The following is a 22,123-nucleotide window of genomic DNA, read 5'->3' as shown; positions in this document are numbered from 1 at the left end:
CTTCCGGCTCAGGCGATACGCCCGAGCAGTTCACGCGCTTCCTGCTGCTGATTGTCGTTACCCTCGGCGAGCACTTCGTCGAGGATGTCGCGGGCACCTTCGGTGTCGCCCATGTCGATGTAGGCACGCGCCAGGTCGAGCTTGGTAGCGGCCTCATCGGCACCGGAGAGGAAGTCGAACTCGTCATCGTCCTCTGCACTCTCGCCAGGCGCGTCGAGATCATCCATCGCGAAGCTCGCCTCGGGCGCGGCTACCGGCGCCTTGGGCTCGTCGACGTCGCCCGCCAGGCGATCCAGCTCTGCGCTCACCTCGTCGAGCTGGGCGGAGAAGCTGTCGTCAGCCTTGACCGGTTCGGGCTCCTCGCCCGGCAGGGAGAGATCGAAGTCATCCGGCAGGTCGGCCAGGGACTGCGTCACGCCATGATCCTTGTCGAGGGAGAACTCTTCCGCACTGACACCGGACAGCGACGCCATGTCATCGTCCAGGCCCAGCAGGAAGTTCTCTTCCACGGAGGCAGGAGCATCCTCTTTTTCCAGGTCGAGAGCAAAGTCTGCCAGGTCATCGGACAGCGATGCATCCGCAGGCTTGGCAGCCGGCTCCTCGTTCAGGTCGAGGTCGAAGGCGAAGTCGTCATCCGCCTTGGCCGGCTCGGCGGCAGGCGCATCGAATGCCAGGTCGTCGTCCAGGTCGAAGGTGCTCGGCGACAGGTCGTCGCTCTTGCTCTCGACCGGCGCCGCAGGCTTGTCGTCTTCCAGCTCGAGGTCATCCAGCGCCAGGTCGAAGGCATCATCGAAATCACCGACCAAGGGAGCCGATTCGGCGACGGGTTCCGGCTGGGCGGGCGAATCCAGGTGCAGATCATCCAGGCTGAAGCTGCCGAGCTCGTCGGCAGCCGCCACGACGGCGACACCCGCCGCACCCACGGCAGCCAGCGCAACCATGCCCGGATAACGGGACTTCAGCTGCTCGACCTGGGCGTCGGCACCACCCATTTCGCGCAATTCGTTCTCCTGACGGGCGAAGCCTTCACGATCACCGATCTCGGCATACACCTCCATCAGCTTGAGGCGCAGGTCGGAGCGCTGCGGCTCGTCGTAGATGGCGCCCTGCAGGAGTTCGGCAGCCTGATTGAAGCGGCCGTAGGCAATGTAGATGTCCGCCTCGCTCAGGGCATCGCTGGTCTGTGCCGCAACACGCTCGGGCGCCGACGCCGCCGGAGCGGCCACTTCGGCAGCCTGCGGAACGTCGAGGGAATCCAGATCGCCGTCACCCAGGTCGAGATCACCACCCAGGTCATGCTCGTCCGCCTCGGACGCGGCATCCAGCTGCTCGCGCTCCTTGGCGGCCCGGCGGCGCGAAATCACCATCAACAGCACCAGCAGCGCCAGCACGGCGCTACCGCCGATAGCCCCCAGCCAGACAGGATTGGCCAGGACTTCATCGACGAAGCTCTCCGAGACAGGCTCGACAGGAGCGGAAGCCGGGACGGGTGCCGGTTTCACTTCAGCCGGCTTGGCCGCCTCGGGTGCCGGAGCGGGCTGCGCAGCCGGAGCCGCAGGAGCATTGGCCTCGGGCGCTGTGGGCGCGACGGGCGCCGCCGGCTCGCTCGACTGAGCGGAGGCGGCAGGCGCGGCCGGCTGAGCGGGTTGAGCCGGAGCGGCAGATTGTTCGGGTGCTGCGGGCTGAGGCGCAGCAGGAGCGGGAGCGGGAGCAGCAGGAGCGACAGCGGAAGCATCCGCCGCCGGCGCCTGGGCTGCGCCTTGCGGCGCATTGCCGAGCTGGCTCTGCAGCTTCGCCAGTTGGGCATCCTTCAGCTCGATGAGTTTCTGCAGCTTGTCCATCTGGCTTTTCAGATCGCCCATGCGACTCTGCAGTTCTTCATTTTCGCGGCGAGTGGTATCCAGGCTTTCCTGGGTAACGGCCAGCTTGTCGGCAATGGCTTTGCCGTCCTTGCTGCCCTTGTCACCACCCTTGGCCTTGCCGTTCTCGCCGGAAACAAGGCGCAGATTGTCCTTTTCCTCGGCTTGCGACGGCGCGGCGCCAGCATTGGCACGCTGCGTGGCATCCAGTTGGCGAGCACCACCGGCAGGCAGGCTGCGCCCTTCGCGCCAGGCGGTGTACTGCTGAGTAACTTCAGTAGCGGCATCGGGCTGGGTGCGGGATTTGATCTGTTCCGCATCCGGCAGGCGCAGCACCTGGCCACTCTTCAGGCGGTTGATGTTGCCGCCGAGAAAGGCATCGGGATTGAGGTCCTGGATCGCCAGCATGGTCTGCTGGACCGAAACGCTGCTATTCGGGCGCGCACGCGCTGCGATTTCCCACAGGGTGTCATTGCGACCGGTACGGTATTCGTTGCCTTCCAGGCGGCGCGAAGACGGTGCGGCAGCCGCTGCGGGACGCGGGGACGGCGCGGCAGCCGGGCGCGGCGCGACCGGGGCGGGCTGACGGGCGATCGGCGCAGGCGCCGCCATGGGCGCGCGCGGCGCGGCGGCAGCGGCGACCTGTGGGGAATACAGCGGCGGATCGAGCAGCACGGTGTATTCGCGCAGCACACGACCACTGGGCCAGACCACCTCGACCAGGAAGTTCAGGTAGGGCTCCTGGACCGGGCGATCCGAGGTCACCCGAATGACGCTCTTGCCGTTCGGCTTGATGATCGGGGTGAACTTGAGACCGGTGAGGAAGTACTGGCGGTCGACACCCGCCTTGTTGAAGTCTTCCGGCGACGCCAGCTTGGGGATTACCTCACCCTGGGCAAGATCACGAACTTCGACCAGGTCGATCTCGGCATCCAGCGGCTGGTTCAGAGCCGAACGCAGGTGGATGTCTCCCAACCCCAGTGCATGCGCCATGCCCGTGGTCAATGCCGAAGCTGCCGCGATTGCCTGCACCAGTTTACGAAGCCGGATCATAATTTAATCCCTTGTTTTAATAGCTTTTTCTGGATTAGAACGAAGTCTATTAGGTTGTCGCCGCCCACGATGCCCGCCGTTTTCACGGCTGGACTTCCCCCTGCCAGCGTCAATCCCAGCCAGTATTGCCAAGCTAGAATACTTCTTCAAATATTCGGTAAGTATCTTTTACAGATAGTGTTTTATCAACAATTCGCCCAAGTTCACAGCATTCAGGGCTGCGCCTTTTCGCACATTATCTGACGCAATCCACAAATTCAGTTTGCGCGGATTTGTCAGACCCAGGCGTAGGCGACCGACATAAACACTATCCTGCCCCTGTGCATCACCGATGACGGTCGGGTAATCGTCTTCGACCCGCTCGATGCCGGGTGCGTCATCCAGGGCAGCCAGCACCGCATCCAGCGAAACCGGCGCGACAGCGGTGATCGACAGCATCAGCGCATCGCCGAAGAACACCGGCGCCATGGCACAGGTGATATCCAGCGCGCCCTCCAGCGCCGGGAACAGCGCGGACAGCTCCGCGACCATGCGTCGCTCCAGGGCCGAATGCCCCTGTTCATCCACCGCGCCGACCTGGGCAAGCATGTTGAAGGCGTATTGCCGATCAACCAGCCTGGGCTCCAGCGGGCGTGCATTGAGCAGTTCGGCGGTTTGCCGCGCCAGCTCCTGAACCCCCTCGCGCCCCAGCACAGAGGCGGAAAGGCAGGCGGTGACACTCAACTGGCTGACTTCCAGCACTTCTCGCAGCGCGGCGAGCACTTCGGCAATTTCCGCCGCCGGCGCACAGGGCGCCGCAATCCGCAGCGGCAGGCCAGCCTGCTCCAGCACCTCGCCGTTAGCCGCCGGCAATACAACCAGGGGCTCCTCGGCCAGTGCCGCACCGCTCAGATCGATCACACTGCAACCGGCCGCCAGCGCCTGGGTGGAGCATTCATGGGCGGCATCGGCGGTGGTGGAAAGGAAGGCCAGGCGGACCTTGGCGAAGTCGAAGTCGGACAGCTTGCCGACGCGCAGGTTGCGCCCGCGGAACGCCACCGATTTGCCGGCGGATTCGCCCGTGGCCAGCAGATAAAGGGTGCCTACGGGAAAGTCCCGCTCTTCCAGCAGCTCGACCAGTGCCTCGCCCACAAGTCCGGTGGCGCCTACTACGGCGATGTCGATGGTTTCAGGCATCCAGTGTCTCGCGATATCAGGGAAGTAAACTGCGCTGCACTTTACTTGCCCCCCAACGGCGAGGCAATCGAGGGCCTCGCCACCTATCGCGGCAGGACGGGTTACGGATGCGCGGCGCTGTCCAACGCCTGGGCAGCGATGACCGGCTCACCCTGGGCCGGGGCCGAAACCGCCGCAGCACCCGCCGTCGCCGGCTGAGTGCCCACCACGGAAGCGTCGGCCGGCTTGGCCGCCCGGTCCTGTTCCGCCAGCCGGGCAATCAGCCCGGCGATCTGCGCATCCTTCAGTTCGACCAGCTTGTTCAGCTTCTCCATCTGGCTCTGCAGGTCGGCGATCCGGCTGCGCATTTCATCGCCTTCACGGCGGGCGCTGTCGAGCCCTTCCTGCAGCACGGCGAGCTGCTCGGCGTCGGCCTTGTCCTTCTGATTGGCGGAGCGACCCGAAACCAGGCGCAGGTTATCGCGAGCCTCGGCACTGACCGGCGCCGCTCCCGCTTCTGTCCGTTTCGTCGCGTCCAGCTGCCGACCTTGCGGCGGCGCGACCTGGCGGCGCGCCTGCCACTCACCGTTCTGCGCTCCGATCCGCGCCACGGCCTGCGCATGGCTCTGCGCCCGCACCTGTTGCTCATCGGGCAGGCGCAGCACCTGCCCCACCTTCAGCCGATTGGCGTTGCCATCGACGAACGCATCCGGGTTCATCTGCTGGATCGCCAGCATGGTCTGCATCACCGACACGCTGGACGAGGGGCGATTGCGCGAGGCGATTTCCCACAGGGCATCGTTGCGCTGGATGCGATAGCTGTCCGACGGCGCCGCTGCAACTGACGGTGCCAGCGCCGGCGCTGGCGCAGCCTGGCGGGCAGGTGCGGCAGCCGGGCGAGGCGCAATGACCGCCGGCGGGATCACTGGCGTAGCGACATAGCTCGGCGGATCGAGCAGCAGCGTGAATTCACGCACCAGGCGCCCCTGCGGCCACACCACCTGCAGCACGAAGTTGACGTAGGGCTCCTGGATCGGGCGCTGCGAAGTGACATGGATGACACCGCGACCGTTCTTGCCGATATCCGAACTGAAGCGCAGACCGGTCACCAGTTGGCCGCGGTCGACGCCCAGGCGGTCGAAGTCCTGCTGGGAGGCGAGGCTGACTACCACCTCCTCCGCACTCAGGTCGCCCACGCCGCGCAGCTCAATGTTCGCCGTCAGGGTCTGCCCAAGGACCGCGCGCGATGAAATCTCCCCCAGCTCCAGCGCACTGGCGGCACCAGGCAGGAAGGCCGAGGCGATGGCCGCCGCCAACAAGAATCCGTGAAACCGAGACATCCTCTCCCCCGCAGCAAGTATCCGATTGGCCGGCACGAAAGGGCGCGCCGAAACCTGGGCTGCGAGGATAGCGAGTGGTTCTTCACTGCTTTTCCGGGTCCGTCACAGAACACTGCAAAATCAAGGGAGAACCCCGCCAGCACCCCGGACTTCGAGCATTTTTGTGCGCAAGATCACTTGCTGCAGAAAGCACGACGCCGGCACAAGGCCGGCGTCGTGGGTATCGCTCAGGAGCGGATCAACGCTCGAGCAGGATGCGCAGCATGCGGCGCAGCGGCTCGGCGGCGCCCCACAGCAGCTGGTCACCGACGGTGAAGGCGCCCAGGTACTGCGAGCCCATGTTGAGCTTGCGCAGACGGCCAACCGGAACGCTCAGGGTGCCGGTGACGGCCGCCGGAGTCAGTTCGCGCATGCTGATGTCGCGCTGGTTGGGAACCAGCTTGACCCAGGGGTTGTGCTGGCTGATCAGGCCTTCGATGTCGGCCATCGGCACATCCTTGTTCAGCTTGATGGTCAGCGCCTGACTGTGGCAGCGCATGGCACCGATGCGCACGCAGATGCCGTCCACCGGGATCGGGCTCTTGAAGCGGCCGAGGATCTTGTTGGTCTCCGCCTGGCCTTTCCACTCTTCGCGGCTCTGGCCGTTGGGCAGCTCCTTGTCGATCCACGGGATCAGGCTGCCGGCCAGCGGCACGCCAAAGTTCTCGGTCGGCATGGCATCGCTGCGGATGGCCTCAGCGACCTTGCGATCGATGTCGAGGATGGCGCTGGACGGGTTGGCCAGGTCATCGGCGACGGAGGCGTTGATGGCGCCCATCTGCTTGATCAGCTCGCGCATGTTCTGCGCGCCGGCACCGGAGGCCGCCTGGTAGGTCATGGCGCTCATCCACTCGACCAGACCGGCTTCGAACAGGCCGCCCAGGGCCATCAGCATCAGGCTGACGGTGCAGTTGCCGCCGATGTAGTTCTTGGTGCCGGCGTCCAGCGACTGGTCGATGACCTTGCGGTTCACCGGATCGAGGACGATCACCGCGTCATCCTGCATGCGCAGGCTGGAGGCGGCGTCGATCCAGTAGCCCTGCCAGCCCGCTTCGCGCAGCTTGGGGAAGACTTCGTTGGTGTAGTCGCCGCCCTGGCAGGTCAGGATGACGTCGAGGGTTTTCAGTTCCTCGATGCTGTAGGCGTCTTTCAGGGGGGCAATGTCCTTGCCAATGGACGGACCTTCGCCACCCACGTTGGAGGTGGTGAAGAACACCGGCTCGATCAGGTCGAAGTCCCTCTCTTCCAGCATCCGCTGCATGAGCACCGAACCGACCATGCCACGCCAACCGATCAGACCTACACGCTTCATCGCTACTACACCTTCAAATATTTAGAGGGCCGTCGCTCCCATTTCCTACAAGGGGCCGGGAGCGAGCGAGCCGGAGAGATTACAGATTCCGCAGGGCCGCGACTACCGCATCACCCATTTCACGGGTACCGACTTTGGTGCAGCCTTCGGACCAGATGTCACCGGTGCGCAGGCCCTGGTCCAGCACCAGGCTCACAGCCTTCTCGATGGCGTCGGCAGCGGCGCCCTCGTTGAAGGTGTAACGCAGCATCATCGAGACCGAGAGGATGGTCGCCAGGGGGTTGGCGATGCCTTTGCCTGCGATATCCGGCGCGGAACCGTGGCACGGCTCGTACATGCCCTTGTTGTTCGAATCCAGCGACGCAGAAGGCAGCATGCCGATGGAGCCGGTGAGCATGGAAGCCTCATCCGACAGGATGTCGCCGAACATGTTGTCGGTGACCATCACGTCGAACTGCTTGGGCGCGCGGACCAGTTGCATGGCGGCGTTGTCGACGTACATGTGCGACAGCTCGACGTCCGGGTAGTCCTTGGCGACTTCCTCGACCACTTCGCGCCACAGCTGGCTGGAGGCCAGGACGTTGGCCTTGTCCACCGAGCACAGCTTCTTGCCGCGTACTCGGGCCATGTCGAAGCCGACACGGGCGATGCGGCGGATTTCGCTTTCGCTGTACGGCAGGGTGTCGTACGCCTGGCGCTCGCCGTTCTCCAGCACGCGCTGCTCGCGCGGCGAGCCGAAATAGATGCCGCCAGTCAGTTCGCGGACGATGAGGATGTCCAGGCCGGCGACCACTTCCGGCTTCAGGCTGGAGGCGCCAGCCAGTTGCGGATAGAGGATGGCCGGGCGCAGGTTGCCGAACAGGCCCAGTTGCGATCGGAGCTTGAGCAGGCCGCGTTCGGGGCGGATGTCACGCTCGATCTTGTCCCACTTCGGACCGCCCACGGCGCCCAGCAGGATGGCGTCGGAGTTGCGCGCGCGCTCCAGGGTCTCGTCGGCCAGCGGCACGCCGTACTTGTCGATGGCGGCGCCGCCCAGGTCGTCCTGGGTCAGTTCGAAGCCCAGCTGGAACTTGTCGCTGGCCAGCTCCAGGACCTTGATCGCTTCGGCCATGATCTCCGGGCCGATACCGTCGCCGGGCAGAACCAGAATCTGTTTGCTCATCTCTTTGCTCTCTTATCTAAAGACGCTTGGCAAATAACGTATCGCCCCGGGTGGCTCGCACTACCCGGAGCGCTCAAAAAATCTTCAGCGCTGCGCCCAGAGCACCAGCACGTCGGTACTGAAGGAGCCCTCGGCGTCGATTTCGAAATACTCGCGCACCTCATCGCCCACCGAAAGCTGCAGGGCGCGAATGGCCTGGCGCATCACCTCGGGCGTACGCATGCGCTCGACCCAGGAGGTGAATTCCAGGCGCAGACGCTGGCGCTTGGCGGCGGTCACTGCAAGGCCCGCCTCGCCGACCAGACGCGCCCACTCCGACGGGGAGTAATCGCGCACGTGGCTGGTGTCGCGCAGGACCTCGACAGTCTGCAGATGGGTGTCCAGCAGAGGCAAGCCCGGCGCCACCACATCGATGAAGCAGGCCACGCCCTCCGGCTTGAGCACCCGGCGCACTTCCCGCAGCGCCTGGCCGACATCGCGCCAGTGGTGCGCCGAATAGCGGCTGAAGACGAAGTCGAACTCACCATCCTTGAACGGCAGCTGCTCGGCGGCCCCGCAGCGGGTGGAGATATTGCCCAGCCCGCGCTCGGCGGCGGCCGCAGCCACCACGTCGAGCATCTGCTGCGACAGATCGTAGGCCACCACTTCGCCAGCCAGCGGCGCGACGTTGAAGCTCACGTGCCCTGCCCCGCAACCCAGGTCCAGTACACGCGCCCCGGTGGTCGCCGACAGTCGCTCGCGCAGCTGGGCGAATTCCTCACCCTGGGCGTGTACGGCGCTGGTCAGGTAAGCGTTGGCCTGGGCGCCGAACTGGCGCTGGACCACTTGCTCGTGGCGACTCTCGGTCATGACTGTCTCCTTGACTTGCGGTGCTGCGACGCCATCAGGCGTCGCGGAACAACCAGGGTTGCTGTTGCTTGTAACCGGTTTCGAAACTGCGGATGGCGTCGGCGTCCTGCAGGGTCAGGCCGATGTCGTCCAGGCCGTTGAGCAGGCAGTGCTTACGGAAGGCATCCACTTCGAAGCTGTACTGCTTGCCGTCCGGACGGGTCACGGTCTGCGCGGCGAGGTCGACGGTCAGCTGGTAACCCTCGGCGGCTTCGCACTGGGCGAACAGTTCGTCCATCTCTTCATCTTTCAGGATGATCGGCAGCAGGCCGTTCTTGAAACTGTTGTTGAAGAAGATGTCGGCGAAGCTCGGAGCGATCACGGCACGGAAGCCGTACTCGTCCAGCGCCCACGGCGCGTGCTCGCGGGAGGAGCCGCAACCGAAGTTCTCGCGGGCCAACAGCACGCTGGCGCCCTCGTAGCGCGGGAAGTTCAGCACGAAGTCCTTGTTCACCGGACGCTTGGAGTTGTCCTGGTTCGGCTGCCCCACGTCGTGGTAGCGCCACTCGTCGAACAGGTTCGGGCCGAAGCCGGTGCGCTTGATCGACTTGAGGAATTGCTTGGGGATGATCTGGTCGGTGTCGACGTTGGCACGGTCGAGCGGCGCGACGAGACCGGTGTGCTGAGTAAAGGCTTTCATTTATAGGTCTCCTCAGGCCTGCATCAATTCACGTACGTCGATGAAACGACCGGTCACGGCAGCCGCGGCAGCCATCGCCGGGCTCACCAGGTGGGTACGACCACCGGCACCCTGGCGGCCTTCGAAGTTGCGGTTGGAGGTGGAAGCGCAATGCTCGCCGCTCTCCAGGCGGTCCGGGTTCATCGCCAGGCACATGGAGCAGCCCGGTTCACGCCATTCGAAGCCGGCTTCGATGAAGATCTTGTCCAGGCCTTCCCGTTCAGCCTGGGCTTTCACCAGGCCCGAGCCCGGCACCACCAGCGCCTGCTTGACAGTGGCGGCGACCTTGCGGCCCTTGGCCACGGCGGCAGCGGCGCGCAGGTCTTCGATGCGCGAGTTGGTGCAGGAACCGATGAACACGCGGTCCAGCTGGATATCGGTGATCGCCTGGTTGGCGTTCAGGCCCATGTACTTGAGCGCGCGGACGATGGAGTCGCGCTTGACCGGGTCGGCTTCCACGGCCGGGTCCGGCACGTTCTGGTCGACGGCCAGGACCATTTCCGGGGAAGTGCCCCAGCTGACCTGCGGCTTGATGTCCTCGGCACGCAGCTCGACGATGGTGTCGAAGTGCGCGTCGGCGTCGGAAACCAGGTCGCTCCAGGCTTCCACGGCCTTGTTCCAGTCGCCGCCCTGCGGCGCGAACGGACGGCCCTTCACGTATGCGATGGTTTTCTCGTCGCACGCCACCATGCCGACGCGGGCGCCCGCTTCGATGGACATGTTGCAGATGGTCATGCGGCCTTCCATGGACAGGTCGCGGATGGCGCTGCCGGCGAACTCCAGGGCATGGCCGTTGCCGCCCGCGGTGCCGATCTTGCCGATCACCGCGAGGACGATGTCCTTGGCAGTCACGCCGAAGGGCAGTTTGCCTTCCACGCGGACCTGCATGTTCTTCATCTTCTTGGCGACCAGGCACTGGGTGGCCAGCACGTGCTCCACCTCGGAGGTGCCGATGCCGTGGGCCAGCGCACCGAAGGCGCCGTGGGTCGAAGTGTGCGAGTCGCCGCAGACCACGGTCATGCCCGGCAGGGTGGCGCCCTGCTCCGGGCCGACCACGTGGACGATGCCCTGGCGGATGTCGTTCATCTTGAATTCGAGGATACCGAAGTCATCGCAGTTCTCGTCCAGGGTCTGGACCTGGATACGCGACACTTCGTCGGCGATGGCATCGATGCCGCCCTTGCGCTCGGCCTGGGTGGTCGGCACGTTGTGGTCCGGGGTCGCGATGTTCGCGTCGATGCGCCACGGCTTGCGGCCGGCCAGGCGCAGGCCTTCGAAGGCCTGCGGCGAGGTCACTTCGTGAAGGATGTGGCGATCGATATAGATGAGCGACGAACCATCGTCACGGCGCTTCACCTCGTGCATTTCCCAGAGCTTGTCGTACAGCGTCTTGCCGGCCATCAGAGAATCCTCATCAGCGTCTTTCTATGCCCCTTGGGCTTGTGGGGATGATGCTATGGAAAGGAGCCGAATAACTCAAATTCATATTTTTTATCCAAAGGATTCCCAGAAGGAATACAGGTGCGTTATAAGAGTCGGGCGCCGTTTCCAGCCCTAACAGGGAGTCGACATGGACCTGACCAGCCTCAACACCTTCCTCGCCATCGCCGAGTCCGGCAGCTTCTCCGAAGCCGGCGAGCGCCTGCACCTGACCCAGCCGGCGGTGAGCAAACGCATCGCCGCCCTGGAGAGCCAACTGGGCGTGCGCCTGTTCGACCGCGTCGGTCGCGAAGTGACCCTGACCGAGTCCGGCCGCGCCCTGCTGCCGCGCGCCTACCAGATCCTCAGCGTGCTGGACGACACCCGCCGCGCCCTGACCAATCTCAATGGCGAAGTCAGCGGCCGGCTGGTCCTGGCGACCAGCCACCACATCGGCCTGCACCGCCTGCCGCCGCTGCTGCGCGCCTTCACCAAGGCCCACCCGCAGGTCGCGCTGGACATCCAGTTCTGCGATTCGGAAGTGGCCTATGAAGAGATTCTCCATGGCCGGGCCGAGCTGGCCGTGATCACCCTCGCCCCGGAAACCGCAGAACCCGTGCGCGCCGTGCCGGTGTGGGACGACCCGCTGGACTTCGTCGCCGCCCCCGAGCACCCACTGTCGGTGCAAGGCCCGGTATTCCTCGCCGACGTGGCGCGGCACCCTGCGGTGTTCCCCGGCGGCAATACCTTCACCCACCACATCGTGCGGCGCATGTTCGAGGCCGAGGGTCTGACGCCGAACATCGGCATGAGCACCAACTATATGGAGACCATCAAGATGATGGTCTCCATCGGCCTGGCCTGGAGCGTGCTGCCGCGCACCATGCTCGACGACAGCGTCGTGCGCCTGCCGCTGCAGGACATCCAGCTCAGCCGTCAGCTGGGCTACATCCTGCATACCGAACGCACGCTGTCCAACGCCGCGCGCGCCTTCATGCGCCTGCTCGACGCCCAGGCGGCGGGGCTTGCGCCTGTCGCGGCCTAACCTCTATTGTTCTGGCAGAACTAGAAGAACAAGGGGCCCGAATGCCCGTCCGCACGCCATTTCGCAACCGCCTTGTGAGCGGTCTCGGTTTCTTGCCGAGGAGCGATGCATGACCCGACACTCCTCATCCTCCCTGCCTGAATCCGAAAGCCAGGATCAGTTCGCCAAGGCTTTTCATACCGGCCCCGACGCCATGGTCATCACCGACCGGGACAGCGGGTGTTTCCGCGAGATCAACGCCAGCTTCACCGAACGCTTCGGCTGGAGCCGCGACGAAGCCATCGGCCGGACCTCGCTGCAGCTGGGCATCTGGCGCAGCCTGGATGAACGCCAGCGGATGCTCGACACCTTCGACGCCGAGCAACGCATCGACGGCTTCGAAGTCACCCTGCTCACCCGCGCAGGCGAAGCGCGCAGCGCCCGTGTCTACGGCTGCCAGATCGAACTGCAGGGCCGCAACTGCCTGGTCCTGACCATCCGCGACGTCACCCGCCTGCGCGCCCAGGAACAGGCCCTGCGCGACAGCCAGGAGCGCCTCGACCTGGCGCTGGACTCCGCACAGCTGGGCATCTGGGACTGGCACATCCCCTCCGGGATGATCTACGGCTCCACCCGCGCCGCCGTGCTCCACGAACTGCCGGCGCGGGACTTCCACGGCCCCTTCGGCGAATTCTTCGCCTGCGTCGACGAAGCCGATCGCCGGCGCATGCGCCAGGCCTACGCGCGCCTGGCCAAGGGTCCGGACAACGACTACCAGTTCACCTACCGCGCCCAGCTGCAATCCGGCGAAGTGCGCTACCTGGAGAGCCGCGCCCGGCTCTACCGGAACACCGAAGGCAAGCCGCTGCGCATGGCCGGCACCTTGCTCGACATCACCGAGCAGGTGGTGCGCGAACGCAACCTGGAAGCCTCCGAGGAAAAGTTCGCCAGCCTGTTCCAGGGCAGCCCCGACCCGATCTGCGTGTCGCGGGTGCGCGACGGCGAGTTCATCGAAATCAATCCGAGCTTCTGCAGTACCTTTGGCTGGCGCGCCGAGGAGATCATCGGCCAATCGTCGCACCTGATCGCCTTCTGGGCGGACAACCAACTGCGCGAGCGACTGTTCGAGCAACTGATGCGCGACCATTCGCTCCAGAACATCGAGGTGCAGTTCCTCACCCGCGAGGGCAAACCCATCACCTGCATGGTCGCCAGCCGGCTGATCTGGGTCGACCGCCAACTGTGCATCCTCTCAACCTTCCGCGACGTCACCGGGCGCCTGCAGGCGGAGGCGGAGCTCAAGGCCAGCCAGGAGAAATTCTACAAGGCGTTCCACTCCAGCCCCGACGCCATCACCATCACCGAGCGCGACAGCGGCCGCTACATCGAGGTCAACGAAGGCTTCCATCGCCTGACCGGGTATCGGCCGGACGAGGTGATCGGCCAGACCGCGATGGGCATCAACATCTGGGCCGACCCCAACGAACGCCAGGACATGCTTGCCGCGCTGAAACGCGACGGCTTCGTACACCACCTGGAAATGCTCGGCCGCCACCGCGACGGCACGGTCAAGACGGTGGACGTCTCGGTTGAGCAGATCGACCTGGGCGGCACCGCCTGCCTGCTGCTGACCGCCCGCGACACCAGCGAGCTGCGCGAGGCGGAAGCGCGCATCCAGCACCTGGCCTACCACGACGCCCTGACCGACCTGCCCAACCGCGCCCTGCTGATGGACCGCCTCAAGCAGCAGATCGCCCTGCTGCAGCGGCACGACCTGCGCGGCGCGCTGCTGTTCCTCGACCTGGACCACTTCAAGCACATCAATGACTCGCTGGGGCACTCGGTGGGCGATGCCATCCTGCAGATGGTCACCGCGCGCCTGGAAGCCAGCGTGCGCCAGGAAGACACGGTGGCGCGGCTGGGCGGTGACGAGTTCGTGATCCTGCTGACCGGTATCGACGGCAGCCGCCTGGAAACCGCGCGCCGGGTGCGCCAACTGGCGGAGAAACTGCGCGACCTGCTGGCCGAACCCATGCTGCTGGACGGGCACCGCCTGCAGATCACCCCGAGCATCGGCATCGCCCTGATACCCGACGACGGCGCGACGCCCGAGGACCTGCTCAAGCGCGCCGACATCGCCATGTACCGCGCCAAGGACGCCGGTCGCAATACCGTGCAGCTGTTCCACGCCTCCATGCAGAAAGCCGCCAGCGAGCGCCTGCGCCTGGAGAGCGGCCTGCGCATGGCCATCGCCCGTCGCGAGTTCAGCCTGCACTACCAGCCGCAGATCGACTCCCGCGGCTCGCGCATCGTCGGCGCCGAAGCGCTGTTGCGCTGGGACCACCCGACCCAGGGACCACAATCGCCGGCCAGCTTCATCCGCGTACTGGAAGACAGCGGGCTGATCATCGAAGTCGGCCGCTGGGTCATCGAGGAGGCCTGCCGCACCTGCGCGCGCCTGCTCGCCGAAGGACGGATCGACATCGATGACTTCTGCCTCAGCGTGAACATCAGCCCGCGGCAGTTCCGCCAGAACGACTTCGTCGAGCGCGTCCTCGACAGCCTGCACAAGGCCGGACTGCCGGCCAGTCTGCTGAAACTGGAGATCACCGAAGGGATCGTGATCCAGCAACTGGAGGACACCATCGCGCGGATGCAGCGCCTGCGCCAGGCCGGGGTGCGTTTCGCCATGGACGACTTCGGCACCGGCTACTCCTCACTCACCTACCTCAAGCGCCTGCCGGTGGACAGCCTGAAGATCGACCAGAGCTTCGTCCGCGACGCCCCCAGTAACAGCAACGACGCGGAGATCGTCCGCGCCATCATCGCCATGGGGCACAGCCTGGGCCTGGAGCTGATCGCCGAAGGCGTGGAAACCCCGGAGCAGCTTGCCTTGCTGGAAGAACAGGGCTGCCACCTGTACCAGGGCTACCTGTTCAGCCGGCCCGTGCCGCTGCAGGCCTTCATCGACCTGCTGCCGCGCCGGGACATGCACGGGGCGCCCTGACGCGCACCGCCCGGTCAGTCGGCCGGGCGCAACTCCGACATCACCACCATCACCTGCGCCTCGTCCGCCTCGCCGTCATTCAGGTAGAGGTGGCCGACGCTGCTGTCGAAGTAGGCCGTCTCGCGCGGGCCGATGCTCACCGACTCGCCCGTCTCGAACTGGATGCGCACACGTCCGGACACCACCAGAGCGAACTCCTGGCCGGGGTGGCGGACGAAATCGTCGAAGTCCCCCACCTCGCGGGCGAAGATGCGCGCATACAGTGGCGTCATGCTGCGCTGCGGGAAGTCGCCGGCAATCGGGTAGTACTCGTAACCGCCGGTATCGTAGCCGGCGGCCTCATCGACGCGGGTCTTCACGAAGGTTTTCAGCCCGGCCTGGGCGCCGACGGACGGTAGCGGGCGGAACAACTGGGCGATATCCACCTGCAGCGCGCGAGCCGCCGCCGCCAGCTTGTCATAGCTCACCGCAACCTGCGCCAGCTCCATCTTCGACAGCGTGGAAACCGCCACGCCAGACAGGTCGGAGAGCTGTTTCAAGGTCAGTTTCCGCTGCTTGCGCACCGCCCTCAGGCGCGCGCCGACTTCATTCCGATCCAGTTGCTGCGGCTTGGGCTGGGCTTGGGCGGATTCGCTCATGAGGCATCTCGAAAGGGGATGCGGAAAGTTTACCGGGCCTTGCCTTTGTCGCAAAAATTCTCATATCTTAGATTTCTCACATAAGAGAAAACCTGCAGAAGGTCCTTGCCGTGAATCCATTCGACATCGTCATCATCGGCGCCGGCATCGCTGGCGCATCCCTCGCCTACCGGCTGAGCGAGACCCATCGGGTACTGGTGCTGGAGCGGGAAGAACAGCCCGGCTACCACTCCACCGGACGCTCCGCCGCCATGTTCATGGAGGCCTACGGCACCCCGCAGATCCAGGCGCTGACCCGTGCCAGCCGGGCCTTCTACGAAAACCCGCCGGCCGGTTTCAGCGAGCACCCAATCCTCACCCCGCGCGGCTGCCTGTATGTCGGCGGTCCCGAGCAGGTCGACCTGCTCAAGCAGGCCGAAGCCACACCGGGAGTGCGGCGCATCAGCACCGAACAGGCGCTGGAATTCCTGCCGTACCTGCGCGCCGACGCCATCGCCGGTGCGCTGTACGAACCCGATGCCCGCGATCTCGACGTGCACGCACTGCACCAGGGCTACCTGCGTGGCCTGCGGCAGCGCGATGGCGAACTGCGCTGCAACCGCGAGCTGCTGTCGGCCCGGCACGAAGACGGCCTGTGGACGCTGCAGCTCAGCCAGGGCGAAACGGTGCAGGCCAGGCAACTGGTGAACGCCGCCGGCGCCTGGGCCGATCACGTGGCCGAGCGCTGCGGCATCCGTCCGGTCGGCCTGCAGCCCTGCCGCCGCACCGCCTTCACCTTCCCAGTCCCGGACGGCGTCGACATCAGCCACTGGCCCACCGTGATCGGCATCGACGAGAGCTTCTACTTCAAGCCCGACGCCGGCCAGTTGCTCGGCTCGCCCGCCAACGCCGACCCGGTACAGGCGCAGGACGTGCAGCCCGAAGAGCTGGACATCGCCCTGGGTGTGCACCACATCGAAGAACACACCACCCTGACGATCCGTCGCCCGAGCCATAGCTGGGCCGGCCTGCGCTCCTTCGTCGCCGACGGCGACCTGGTGATCGGCCAGGACGAGCAGAACCCCGCGTTCTTCTGGCTGGCCGCCCAGGGCGGCTATGGCATCCAGTCGGCCGATGGCGTGTCGCGCCTGGCCCAGTCGCTGCTGCTCGGCCAGCCGCTTCCCGAATCCCTGCGCCAGGAAGGCGTGGATCCCCTGCGCCTGAGCCCGGCGCGCTTGCGTTGAGTCCTACCGGAGGCACTCCCATGAGCGATATCCAGCGTTATCCCAGCACCCTGCCCTTCCCCTTCTCCCGCGCGGTCAAGGCCGGCGGCTTCCTGTTCCTTTCCGGGCAGATCCCGATGACGGCGGATGGCCAGGTGGTGAATGGCGACATCCAGACCCAGACCGAAGCGGTGATGACCCGTATCGCCGAGAGCCTGGAAGCCTGCGGCGCGAACTACTCCCAGGTGGTGAAGGCCACCGTGTGGCTGTCGGACATGGCGCATTTCGCCGGCTTCAACGAGGTGTACAAGCGCTACTTCGACCAGGGCCTGCCGGTGCGTTCCTGCGTGGCCTCCGCCCTGGCGCTGGGCGTGGACGTCGAAGTGGAAGTCCAGGCCTACGTCGGCGAAGCGTGATCCTTCCTCCGGCCTCGCCCCAGGCGCGGCCGCCCCAATAACAACAATAGGGTTTCGATCATGAATACCAGTCTCAAGCTCGGTGGTGCCTACATAGGCCTGGTGGTCGGCGTCGGTTTCGCCTCGGGCCAGGAGATCCTCCAGTTCTTCGGCAGCTTCGGCATCATGGGCCTGGCCGGCGCCGTGGTGGCGCTGGCGCTGTTCGCCTTCCTGCTGATGAACCTCTACCAGATCGGCAGCCGCCTGCAGACGCAGTCGCACAAAGAAGCGATGGAGTTCATCTGCGGCAAGCCGCTGGGCCGCGTCGTCGACCTGATGCTGACCTTCTTCCTGTTCGGCACCATGGTGGTGATGTTCGCCGGCGCCAACTCCTCCTTCGAACAGCAACTGGGCATCGGCCACAACATCGGCGGCATCGTGCTGGGCGTGCTGACCATCATCACGGTGTGCCTGGGCCTGAAGCGGGTGATCACCCTGATGAGCCTGATCACCCCGGTGCTGATGATCATCGTGGCGATCATCGCCATCTACGCCCTGACGCACATCCAGAAGCCGCTCGCCGAACTGGAACAGATCGCCCTCGCCCTGCCGCATCCGGCGCCCAACTGGCTGCTCAGCGCCTTCCTCTATGTTTCCTACAACGTCGCCGCCACCGCGGCTGCCGTGGTGGTGATGGGCAGCAGCGTGGCCAACCTGCGCAAGGCCGGGCTGGGCGGCATGATCGGCGGGGCCGGCGTCGGCGTGCTGATCCTGGCCATGGCCCTGGTGATGCTGGTGCAGATCGACGTGATCGGCGACAGCGCCATTCCCACCCTGCTGCTGAGCAACCACATCGCCCCCTGGTTCGGCGACGTGATGCTCGCGCTGCTGCTGGTGAAGCTGTACTGCACCACCAGCGGCTTCGCCTACACCCTGGCCGCGCGCTGCGCCGCCTATGGCGTGCCGTTCCGCGTGGCCACAGTGGCCGCGGTGGTGCTCGCCTTCATCGGTAGCCAGGTCGGCTTCGTCAAGCTGGTGGGGATCGTCTACCCGATCATGGGCTACCTGGGCTTCGTCCTGATGGTGGCAATCGTCATCGCCTGGTGGCGCAATCGCTCGGCGCCAATGCCGGAGCGGCAGAGCGCCTGACCGACGTAGAAACGAAAACGCCCGCCTCTTTCGAGGCGGGCGTTTTGCTTTGCGGCTACGGCTCGGTCAGTGCCGAGGCGATGCTCAGCCTTCGATGGCCGGGCGCTGGCCGTTGATGGCGATCCGCTTGGGCTTGGCTTCTTCCGGGATGATGCGCACCAGTTCGATGCTCAACAGGCCGTTCTTCAGCGACGCGCCCTGGACCTCGATGTGGTCGGCCAGGCGGAAGGACAGCTTGAAGGCACGCTGGGCGATGCCCTGGTGCAGGTAGGTGACGCTCTCGGAAGTCTTTTCGCGCTTGCCGCCGTTAACGGTCAGCACGCCGCGCTCCACCTGCAATTCCAGGTCTTCCTCCTGCAGGCCGGCGGCGGCGATGACGATGCGGTACTGGTCGTCACCATGCTTCTCGACGTTGTAGGGCGGGTAGGAACTGCCGCTTTCGCTGCGCAGTGCGGATTCGAACAGATCGTTGAAGCGGTCGAAACCGATGGACTGGCGGAACAGCGGGGCGAGGGAAAGGACGTTGCTCATGCGAATCTCCTGAAAATTTCAGCAAGGTATGATCTGGAGCCTGACTTCAGAACTCCGGTGCGGGACCCGTCTTCGGCCTCCCGCAGGAACATAGATTGGGCTGCTCGAATCCATTTCAAGCCCCCTTCGCAACGGGAAGATTTTCCATGGACAAGGTCATGCTGATCACCGGCGCCAGTCGCGGCATCGGTGCCGCCACCGCCCTCCTCGCCGCCGAACGCGGCTACCGGGTGGCGATCAACTATCGCCGCGAACGCGAGACCGCCGAGGCGCTGGTGGCACGGATCACCGCTGCCGGCGGAACGGCTCGGGCGTTCGCCGCCGACGTATCGAACGAGGAGGACGTGCTGCGCCTGTTCCGCGAAGTGGACGACGCGTTCGGCCGCCTCGACGTGCTGGTGAACAACGCCGGCATCCTGGAGCGCCAGATGCGCCTGGAAGACATGGACGTGGCACGCCTGCAGCGGGTGTTCGCGGTGAACGTCACCGGCACCTTCCTCTGCTGCCGCGAGGCGCTGAAGCGCATGGCGCGCAAGCACGGCGGCAACGGCGGGAGCATCGTCAACGTCTCGTCCATGGCCTCGCGCCTGGGCTCGCCCAACGAGTACATCGACTACGCGGCGGCCAAGGGCGCGGTGGACAGCCTGACCATCGGCCTGGCGAAGGAAGTGGCCGGCGAAGGCATCCGAGTCAATGCGGTGCGGCCGGGACTGATCAGGACCGAGATCCACGCCAGCGGCGGCGAGCCGGGGCGTGTCGAGCGCCTGCAATCGGCGATTCCCCTGGGCCGGGGTGGCGAGGCGGAGGAAGTGGCGCGGGCGATTCTATTCCTGGCCTCGGACGAGTCCAGCTACAGCACCGGCGGGTTCGTCGACGTCAGCGGCGGGCGCTGATCGGACCTCACGGATACGGCGCTAGCGCGCCGGACTTACCTGTAGGAGCGAGCTTGCTCGCGAACCACCCAAGTACCGAATCCAGCCGGCCAACCCGTTCGCGAGCAAGCTCGCTCCTACGAAAATCAAGAGCCGGCTCAGGCCGCTTCTTCGATCTCGACCTGCATCATCCGGTCGATCAGCTCGCAGTCATGCTCGCGGCGCACCTGGGTGAACAGCTCTACGGCTTCGGGATAGCTGCGGGTGAGCATCCCCAGCCACTGCTTCAGCCGCCCCGGCGCATAACGCGGCGCCAGCTTGCGCCGCGCCTGGCGCCAGAAATCGTCGAGCAGCACGCGCACTTCCGACCAGGGCATCGGCACCACTTCGCGACCGTCACGCCAGGCTGCAATCTGCCGCGCAAGGTCCGGACGGGAGACCAGTCCGCGCCCGAGCATGATGTCCGCCACGCCGCTGATGGAACGGCAGCGGTGATAGTCATCCAGGGTCCAGACTTCGCCATTGGCGAACACCGGCACCTTCACCGCATCCGCCACCCTGGCCACCCACTCCCAGTGCGCCGGCGGCTTGTAGCCGTCCACCTTGGTCCGCGCGTGCACCACCACATGGGCGGAGCCGGCGTCGGCCAGGGCTCGGGCACAGTCGATAGCGCCGTCCGGGCTGTCGTAGCCCAGGCGCATCTTCGAGGTGACCGGGATGTGCGCCGGCACGGCGCGGCGCACCGTCTCGATGATGCTGAACATCAGCTCGGGCTCTTTGAGCAGCACCGCGCCGCCACGGGAGCGGTTCACGGTCTTCGCCGGGCAGCCGAAATTCAGGTCGATCACCGGCGCGCCCAGCTCGCAGGCCTGCACGGCGTTCTCCGCCAGGCACTGCGGATCGGAGCCGAGCAGTTGTACGCGCATCGGCACGCCGGCGCGGGTGCGGCTGCCGTGTTCCAGCTCCGGGGCGAGCGCCAGGAAGGCCGACGGCGGCAGCAGCCGGTCATTGATGCGGATGAATTCGGTGACGCACCAGTCGATGCCGCCGACACGGGTCAGCACATCGCGGAGGATGTCATCTACCAGCCCTTCCATCGGGGCCAGGGCGATCTGCACGACAGGCGAGCCTTGAGTAATTGCGGGGCGGCGGATTGTAGGGAATGCGCCGCGCCGGGAAAAGCGCGGCGCGACGGATCACGCGCCGGCGGCCACGGCTTCCGGAGAGAGCAAGGCGCGGCCGTAGCCTTCGATGAACTCCGCCGGCATGCGCTTGGGCTTGCCGGTGGACAGTTCGATGCAGACGAAGGTGGTCTGCGCGCGCAGCAGGGTCACTGCGTCTTCCGGGCGCACCAGCTGGAAGTGACGGGTCATCTTCAGGCGCTGATCGGACTCGACGATCCAGGTCGCCAGTTGCAGCTGGTCGCCTTCGTAGGCGGCCGCCAGGTAGTCCACCTCGTGGCGCACCACGGCCATGGCGCGGTCCAGCCGGCGGTACTCGGCCAGATCCAGGCCGAGCCGCTGGGAGTGGCGCCAGGCGCAACGCTCCAGCCAGCTGACGTAGACGGCATTGTTGGCATGACCGAGACCGTCGATGTCTTCAGCCTTGACCTCGATGTCGATGACGAAGGGATCGGGCAACTGCCAACTCATGAGGAATGCTCCAGGCTTGCGGCCAGTTCGCGTGCTTCGACGGCCAATTGAGTGATCTGGTCCCAGGCACGGGCGCGCACCAGGCTCGGCGGTGCGATCCAGGTGCCGCCGACACAGGCGACGTTGGGCAGGCGCAGGACGTTGAGCAGGTTTTCCTGGGTGATGCCGCCGGTCGGGCAGAAGCGGATGCCGGTGAAGGGCTCCTTCAGGCTCTTGAGCATCCGGATCGCCGCATTGCCGTCGGCGGGGAACAGCTTCAGCGAGCGGTAGCCGTATTCCAGCGCCACCAGCACTTCCGAAGGCGTCATCACGCCGGGCAGGAACGGCAATTTCGCATCATCGGCGGCGGCCACCAGACGTGGCGTGCAGCCGGGGCTGATGGCGAACTGCGCGCCGGCATCGCGGGCCTCCTGGAACTGCTCGGTGTGGATCAGTGTGCCGGCGCCGAGGATCATCTCGGGCAGCTCGCGGCGGATCTCCGCGAGGGCATCCAGCGCCTGCGGCGTGCGCAGGGTCACTTCGAGCACCCGCACACCACCGTCATACAACGCGCGGGCCAGATCACCGGCCAGCGCCACATCCTCGATCACCAACACCGGCATGACCGGGCGCGCCTGCTGCAGCACCCAGTCCAGCGACAGATTCATGCGTTTCCCCCAATCGGCCACCCGCATGCGCAAGACCTCGCGCCCAGGCCGGGGCAGCCGGAAATGCCCGGAAGTCTACGCCAGCGCGCGGGGCCTGACG

19 protein-coding genes are annotated in these 22,123 nt (G+C 65.8%); 6 read left to right on the top strand and 13 right to left on the bottom strand.

Annotation, left to right across the window (positions count from 1 at the left end; all coding sequences use genetic code 11):
• Positions 1 to 8: 8 nt before the first annotated feature.
• The 8 genes from ACNFBT_RS03670 to leuC form a co-directional block, all read right to left on the bottom strand.
• Positions 9 to 2,912, bottom strand: coding sequence for a FimV/HubP family polar landmark protein (locus ACNFBT_RS03670; RefSeq protein WP_416746522.1), 2,904 nt, complete (start codon positions 2,910 to 2,912; stop codon positions 9 to 11).
• Positions 2,913 to 3,080: 168 nt separating this feature from the next.
• A complete protein-coding gene (locus ACNFBT_RS03665; protein ID WP_416746520.1) occupies positions 3,081 to 4,088 on the bottom strand; it encodes an aspartate-semialdehyde dehydrogenase in 1,008 nt (335 codons plus the stop codon).
• Between the two features lie 101 nt (positions 4,089 to 4,189).
• Positions 4,190 to 5,383, bottom strand: coding sequence for a FimV family protein (locus tag ACNFBT_RS03660; protein WP_416746518.1), 1,194 nt, complete (start codon positions 5,381 to 5,383; stop codon positions 4,190 to 4,192).
• A gap of 262 nt (positions 5,384 to 5,645) precedes the next feature.
• Positions 5,646 to 6,758 carry an aspartate-semialdehyde dehydrogenase gene (asd, locus tag ACNFBT_RS03655; protein ID WP_275610911.1) on the bottom strand — a complete coding sequence of 371 codons (1,113 nt, stop codon included), beginning with the start codon at positions 6,756 to 6,758 and terminating at the stop codon, positions 5,646 to 5,648.
• A 79-nt stretch (positions 6,759 to 6,837) separates the two neighbouring features.
• Entirely contained in the window at positions 6,838 to 7,920 is a 1,083-nt protein-coding gene (gene leuB / locus ACNFBT_RS03650) for a 3-isopropylmalate dehydrogenase (protein ID WP_416746516.1), read from the bottom strand.
• A gap of 84 nt (positions 7,921 to 8,004) precedes the next feature.
• Entirely contained in the window at positions 8,005 to 8,769 is a 765-nt protein-coding gene (locus ACNFBT_RS03645) for a class I SAM-dependent methyltransferase (protein ID WP_416746514.1), read from the bottom strand.
• Between the two features lie 34 nt (positions 8,770 to 8,803).
• Positions 8,804 to 9,448 (bottom strand): 3-isopropylmalate dehydratase small subunit, encoded by a 645-nt coding sequence (leuD, locus tag ACNFBT_RS03640; RefSeq protein ID WP_416746512.1) that lies wholly within the window; start codon positions 9,446 to 9,448, stop codon positions 8,804 to 8,806.
• Positions 9,449 to 9,460: 12 nt separating this feature from the next.
• Positions 9,461 to 10,888: a 3-isopropylmalate dehydratase large subunit gene (gene leuC / locus ACNFBT_RS03635; RefSeq protein ID WP_416746510.1), complete on the bottom strand. Its 1,428-nt coding sequence runs from the start codon at positions 10,886 to 10,888 to the stop codon at positions 9,461 to 9,463.
• Positions 10,889 to 11,057: 169 nt separating this feature from the next.
• On the opposite strand from leuC, the gene ACNFBT_RS03630 reads away from it, so the two are divergent.
• Entirely contained in the window at positions 11,058 to 11,951 is an 894-nt protein-coding gene (locus ACNFBT_RS03630; protein WP_152224669.1) for a LysR family transcriptional regulator, read from the top strand.
• A 109-nt stretch (positions 11,952 to 12,060) separates the two neighbouring features.
• Positions 12,061 to 14,937: an EAL domain-containing protein gene (locus tag ACNFBT_RS03625; RefSeq protein ID WP_416746508.1), complete on the top strand. Its 2,877-nt coding sequence runs from the start codon at positions 12,061 to 12,063 to the stop codon at positions 14,935 to 14,937.
• Positions 14,938 to 14,951: 14 nt separating this feature from the next.
• Here the strand turns inward: ACNFBT_RS03625 and ACNFBT_RS03620 are convergent, their stop codons facing one another.
• Positions 14,952 to 15,575: a helix-turn-helix domain-containing protein gene (locus tag ACNFBT_RS03620; RefSeq protein ID WP_416746506.1), complete on the bottom strand. Its 624-nt coding sequence runs from the start codon at positions 15,573 to 15,575 to the stop codon at positions 14,952 to 14,954.
• 110 nt (positions 15,576 to 15,685) lie between these two features.
• Here ACNFBT_RS03620 and ACNFBT_RS03615 point away from each other — a divergent pair, with 110 nt between their 5' ends.
• From ACNFBT_RS03615 to ACNFBT_RS03605, 3 genes are read left to right on the top strand one after another with little or no spacing between them, the layout of a single operon-like run.
• Complete coding sequence (locus tag ACNFBT_RS03615) at positions 15,686 to 16,798, top strand: NAD(P)/FAD-dependent oxidoreductase (RefSeq protein WP_416746504.1); 1,113 nt, start codon at positions 15,686 to 15,688, stop codon at positions 16,796 to 16,798.
• A gap of 20 nt (positions 16,799 to 16,818) precedes the next feature.
• A complete protein-coding gene (locus ACNFBT_RS03610) occupies positions 16,819 to 17,193 on the top strand; it encodes a RidA family protein (protein WP_416746502.1) in 375 nt (124 codons plus the stop codon).
• A gap of 60 nt (positions 17,194 to 17,253) precedes the next feature.
• Positions 17,254 to 18,321: a hypothetical protein gene (locus ACNFBT_RS03605; RefSeq protein WP_416746500.1), complete on the top strand. Its 1,068-nt coding sequence runs from the start codon at positions 17,254 to 17,256 to the stop codon at positions 18,319 to 18,321.
• 84 nt (positions 18,322 to 18,405) lie between these two features.
• Here the strand turns inward: ACNFBT_RS03605 and ACNFBT_RS03600 are convergent, their stop codons facing one another.
• The gene (locus tag ACNFBT_RS03600; protein ID WP_416746498.1) at positions 18,406 to 18,852 is read right to left on the bottom strand and encodes an Hsp20 family protein; all 447 of its coding nucleotides are present in this window, start codon (positions 18,850 to 18,852) and stop codon (positions 18,406 to 18,408) included.
• Positions 18,853 to 18,998: 146 nt separating this feature from the next.
• Here ACNFBT_RS03600 and ACNFBT_RS03595 point away from each other — a divergent pair, with 146 nt between their 5' ends.
• On the top strand, positions 18,999 to 19,745 hold the full coding sequence (locus ACNFBT_RS03595) for an SDR family oxidoreductase (protein ID WP_416746496.1): 747 nt from the start codon (positions 18,999 to 19,001) through the stop codon (positions 19,743 to 19,745).
• 137 nt (positions 19,746 to 19,882) lie between these two features.
• Here ACNFBT_RS03595 and ACNFBT_RS03590 read toward each other — a convergent pair whose 3' ends face one another.
• The 3 genes from ACNFBT_RS03590 to ACNFBT_RS03580 all read right to left on the bottom strand — a co-directional run bounded on the left by ACNFBT_RS03590 (position 19,883) and on the right by ACNFBT_RS03580 (position 22,023).
• Positions 19,883 to 20,842 (bottom strand): tRNA dihydrouridine synthase, encoded by a 960-nt coding sequence (locus tag ACNFBT_RS03590; protein WP_416746495.1) that lies wholly within the window; start codon positions 20,840 to 20,842, stop codon positions 19,883 to 19,885.
• 78 nt (positions 20,843 to 20,920) lie between these two features.
• A complete protein-coding gene (locus ACNFBT_RS03585; RefSeq protein ID WP_371229893.1) occupies positions 20,921 to 21,376 on the bottom strand; it encodes an acyl-CoA thioesterase in 456 nt (151 codons plus the stop codon).
• Positions 21,373 to 22,023 (bottom strand): bifunctional 4-hydroxy-2-oxoglutarate aldolase/2-dehydro-3-deoxy-phosphogluconate aldolase, encoded by a 651-nt coding sequence (locus tag ACNFBT_RS03580; protein ID WP_416746492.1) that lies wholly within the window; start codon positions 22,021 to 22,023, stop codon positions 21,373 to 21,375. Before ACNFBT_RS03580 ends, ACNFBT_RS03585 begins: the two co-directional genes overlap by 4 nt.
• Between the last annotated feature and the right edge of the window lie 100 nt (positions 22,024 to 22,123).

The sequence above is a fragment of the Pseudomonas sp. NY15181 genome, from assembly GCF_048068055.1.
Lineage (GTDB): Bacteria > Pseudomonadota > Gammaproteobacteria > Pseudomonadales > Pseudomonadaceae > Pseudomonas.
The sequence above is the reverse complement of the archived record's forward strand: the minus strand, read 5'-3'. Positions and strand labels throughout refer to the sequence as shown.